The 4,474-nt window shown below is 71.2% G+C and carries 3 protein-coding genes; 1 reads left to right on the forward strand and 2 read right to left on the reverse strand.

Annotated features, from left to right (window positions below):
- Positions 1–95: 95 nt before the first annotated feature.
- Together ACZ4Z1_RS06550 and ACZ4Z1_RS06555 are read right to left on the reverse strand one after the other, a co-directional pair.
- On the reverse strand, positions 96–1,490 hold the full coding sequence (locus ACZ4Z1_RS06550) for an ATP-binding protein (RefSeq protein WP_468485459.1): 1,395 nt from the start codon (positions 1,488–1,490) through the stop codon (positions 96–98).
- Positions 1,491–1,578: 88 nt separating this feature from the next.
- The gene (locus ACZ4Z1_RS06555) at positions 1,579–2,310 is read right to left on the reverse strand and encodes a MerR family transcriptional regulator (protein WP_468485460.1); all 732 of its coding nucleotides are present in this window, start codon (positions 2,308–2,310) and stop codon (positions 1,579–1,581) included.
- A 481-nt stretch (positions 2,311–2,791) separates the two neighbouring features.
- Here ACZ4Z1_RS06555 and ACZ4Z1_RS06560 point away from each other — a divergent pair, with 481 nt between their 5' ends.
- Positions 2,792–4,288: an amino acid permease gene (locus ACZ4Z1_RS06560; RefSeq protein WP_468485461.1), complete on the forward strand. Its 1,497-nt coding sequence runs from the start codon at positions 2,792–2,794 to the stop codon at positions 4,286–4,288.
- The last annotated feature ends 186 nt before the right edge of the window (positions 4,289–4,474 follow it).

Here is a 4,474-nt window from a genome sequence, read left to right on the forward strand (position 1 = left end):
GGGGGGGGGGGAAGGGGGGGGGGAGTTTTTCGCGGCTCTCGNGTTCCTCTCCTCTCCCCCCCCCCCCCCCCCCCCCCCCCCCCCCCCGCTGCCGGTCAGTCCCGCCGCAGACGCCACGCCGCGCGGGATCCGGTCCGGCCCGGTACGGGCTCGATCTGCCCGGCGTCCCGCAGCCGGTGGAAGACCCGCTTCATCCGGTTCTCGGAGGCGATCCCGGTGATCCGGCGCGCGATCCGGTTGGGGATCTCCGGGTTGGATCGCAGGTACTCCAGCACCAGTTCCTCGGGCCGGGCCAGCGGCGTGTGCTCCAGCACCACCACGAACGCGTTGGCCTCCACGAAGAACCGCGGCTCCTTGAGCTTCGCCGCCTTCATCGTGCTCAGTACGGTGTCCAGGCCCTCCCCGATGTCCTTGTTGGGAGGGTCCGGGTACTTGTTCAGCAGCCGCACGATCGTGGGGTTGCGTGCGAAGCGGTCCGTGAACAGGTTGTCCGGCGTCATGTGGCCGGGCAGCCGCCCCGGGCTGCGTACCTCCACCCGGTTGTCGAAGACCGAGATCAGGATGTCGTCGGAGAGGTTGTAGTCCCGGTGGATCACCGCGTTGACGATGATCTCCTTCAGGGCTTCCGGCGGATAGGCCATCGGTGACAGGGAGCCGTCCGGGCCCAGCACCGGCACCGACTGGATGATCCGGGTGACCGCCGCCAGCGTCCGGTCGATCAGCAGCCGCGCCGGCCCGTCCACCGTCGTCGGCGCGGCCGCCAGGTGCCGGCGGTCCGGGACCTGCTCCCCGGTCTCGTACCGGGCGATCTTCACCGAGCACTTCTTCGGTACGACGGCGGGCGGTTCGGCGGCGAACAGGACGGCGCCGGCGACGGTGGCCCGCACCCCGCCGCGGTCCACCAGCCGCTGCCGGCGCAGGAACCGTTCGGCGGAGGTGCGCGGGCTGTACCGGCCGAGGAAGGCGTGCAGCTCGTCCTCGTCCCGCAGTTCCTCCAGGGCGTAGTCGCGCAGCAGCTGGTCCTCGTAGGAACGGGCGCCTTTGGACAGTGACAGATCGGTGATCTGCGTCCCCTTCAGGCGCCGGGACTGGGCGCCGCGCCGCTGCGGCACCTCGCCGCGGGCCGTCCGGTGCACGTCCGGGCTCTTGTGGACCGTGACCAGGCAGGCCCATCCCAGCTCCGGGTGCCCGTCCACCCGCAGGAACTCGATGTCGTACGGAACCGGCGGCTCCACCTGGTCGACCATGGCCTGCTGGACGAAGTTGGCGTCCTCCAGCGAGGCGAAGCCGCGCCACCGCGCCAGCCCGCGCCCGCTGCGCGGGTCCTCGATGCCGACGATGAACTCACCGCCCTCGGCGTTGGCCAAGGCCGCGGCGATGACCTGCACGACCGCCCCGCCGCTGCGGCCGCTCTTGAACTCCCAGAAGTGGCTCTCCTGCCGGGCGAGGACCTCCGCCGCCTCGGCCCGGGAAACAACGCGCCCCTCCACCCACGGCCTCGTCTCGCTCGCAGGGCTGTGCCGCACCACCGGCCGCACACGGGGACCGGTAACCAGGTGATGCCCGCCGGGCGCCTGCTCACTCCTCCGCGTACGTCGCCCGCAACTCCTCGCGCATCGACCGCTGGAAGGCCGTCACCAGCGCCTGCACCACCATCGGCTGCATGTGCGCGGAGAGCGACTTCATCGACTCCACCTGCTCGGGGTCCGACTCGCGTTCCCGGTAGGGCCCCCACACCTCGTCATGGAAGAGCCGGGTCAGCTCGCGCGCGGCCGAGCGCGTGTGCTCCTGCACGACGGTACGGGCGGCGAGCAGCGTCTCCAGTGCGACCGGTACGTCCAGCAGCCGGATGCCCAGGTGGAGGACGCCCGGGTCGACCCGGAAGGCGTCGGGGTCCTCGGTGCGTTGAAGGACGTCCATCGCCGCCAGCCGGTCGATGTCGTCCTCGCTCAGCACCCGGCCGGCGCGGCGCTCCAGGTGGGCCCGGGTGGCTTCTTCGGCGGAGTCCGGTGACCAGGAGGCGACCAGTGCGCGGTGGATGGCGAGGTCGTGGGCGCTGAGGTCGTCGGGCAGCCGGGCGAGGTAGCGCTCGATGGCGGCCAGGGTCATGCCGTGGTGCTGGAGTTCCTCGATCAGCGCGAGCCGGGACAGGTGGGCGGCGCCGTACCGGCCGACGCGGCGCGGGCCGATCGCGGGCGGCGGCAGCAGCCCGCGGGTGCTGTAGAAGCGGACGGTGCGCACGGTCACGCCCGCGCGGGCGGCCAACTCGTCGACGGTGAGTGTGGGTTCTTCCCCGGTCCCGGTGGCCATGCCGCGCCTCACTTCCCTCGCTGCGTCCGTGCGTGCGCCCGCGTCCCCTGTGCCCGCCGCGTCCGTGGCGCGGTGTCCGTGTTCAACAGTATTGCTGTCTCACCGGCCCTGTGAAACTACCGGGACGCGGCGGGAGGGCCAGGTGCGCGGGCCGCGGTCCCGGGCCTGTCGTCGTGGCCGGCGGCCCCGCTCCCGCTCCGGCAGCGGTTTCCGGCCACCGGCGACCGGAACGCGACTCCCGAACCGTTCTTCTGTGTGAGGGGTGATGACCGGAGCGTGGCGGAATTCCGGGCTCATGGGCATGACCCCGACAGGTCATTCCGGGCATATCCGGGCGGATTATTGATGGCTCATACACGCTGTGATCCAGCACACAGACGAGGGGGCGGCTCTGGGGGAAGGTGTGCCGTCGGCCGGACTCGCGTGACCCGTGGGACCGGCGACGGCTCCATCGCCTGCCCGAAAGCGAGATGAACCAGCTGTGAGCACGGAAACCGTCCAGGAAGACGCCCACAGGCCGCCGGACGGGGGGAAGGCCTCGACCGCCCAGGACGCGGGAGACGCCGGATACAGCAAAGGCCTCAAGGGCCGGCACATCAACATGATCGCGATCGGCGGGGCGATCGGCACCGGCCTGTTCCTCGGCGCCGGCGGCCGCCTCGCCTCCGCCGGCCCCGCGCTCGCCATCGCCTACGCGGTCTGCGGCCTGTTCGCGTTCTTCGTCGTACGGGCCCTGGGCGAACTGGTGCTGCACCGCCCGTCGTCCGGCTCCTTCGTCTCCTACGCGCGGGAGTTCCTGGGGGAGAAGGGCGCGTACGTCGCGGGCTGGATGTACGTCGTCAACTGGTCCACGACCGGGATCGCCGACATCACCGCGATCGCCCTCTACACCCACTACTGGAGCCTGTTCACCGCCGTCCCGCAGTGGGCCATGGCGCTGATCGCACTCGCGGTGGTGCTGTCCATCAACCTCATCTCGGTGAAGATCTTCGGTGAGATGGAGTTCTGGTTCGCGATCATCAAGGTCGCGGCGCTGGTCGTCTTCATGTTCATCGGGATCTTCCTGCTGGCCACCCAGCACCCGGTGGGCGGCGAGACCCCCGGCCTGAACCTGATCACCGACCACGGCGGCTTCTTCCCGAGCGGCCTGCTGCCCGTGGTGATCGTGCTGCAGGGCGTGGTGTTCGCCTACTCCGCCGTCGAACTGGTCGGCGTCACCGCGGGCGAGACCAGTGAGCCGGAGAAGGTCGTACCCAAGGCCGTGAACTCGATCATGTGGCGGGTCGGTGTCTTCTACGTCGGCTCGGTCATCCTGCTCGCGCTGCTGCTGCCGTGGAACAAGTACACCGGCTCCGAGAGCCCCTTCGTGACCGTGCTCTCCAACGTGGGCGTGCCGGCCGCGGGCGACGTGATGAACCTCGTGGTGCTCACCGCCGCCATGTCCAGCCTCAACTCCGGCCTGTACTCGACCGGCCGCATCCTGCGCTCGATGTCGATGGCGGGCTCGGCGCCGAAGTTCGCCGCCCTGATGAACCGCAATCAGGTGCCGTACGGCGGCATCATGCTCACCTCCGCGGTGTGCGTGCTGGGCGTCGGCCTCAACTACCTGGTGCCCGGCAAGGCGTTCGAGATCGTGCTGAACATCGCGGCGCTCGGCATCATCAGCACCTGGTGCACGATCATGCTCTGTCACATGGTCTTCGTCCGGCGCTCCCGCGAGGGCCTGGTCGACCGCCCCCGCTTCCAGCTGCCGGGCACCCCCGTCACCGACATCGCGACCATCGCCTTCCTGCTCGGCGTCGTCGTCCTGATGGCCTTCGACAGCGAGGGCGTGGGGCAGCAGACCGTGATGCTGCTGCCGGTGATCGGTGCCGCGCTGGTCGTGGGCTGGTTCGTGGTCCGCGGCCGGGTGAGCCGGATCGCGGCCGAGCGCGAACGGGAAGCGGCGGCCGGCCGGGGGATGCTCGACAAGGGCTGACCGTACGGGCGTAGGGCTACGGTCAGGACTTCCCGTACGGCCGGCGGCTCACGGGTCAGGGCTGACAGTACGGCCCCCGAACGTGGGGGAGGGGGGCCCCCACCCCCTCCCACACCGCCCCCCCCCCCCCCCCCCCCCCCCCGCCCCCCCCCCCCCCCCCCCCCCCCCCCCCCCCCCCCCCCCCCT

The sequence above is a fragment of the Streptomyces sp. NPDC030165 genome (genome assembly GCF_055573595.1).

Bases quoted from the DNA above. Each gene is read 5' to 3' on its own strand.
- ACZ4Z1_RS06555 (WP_468485460.1), bottom strand. From the start codon at position 2,310: ATGGCCACCGGGACCGGGGAAGAACCCACACTCACCGTCGACGAGTTG.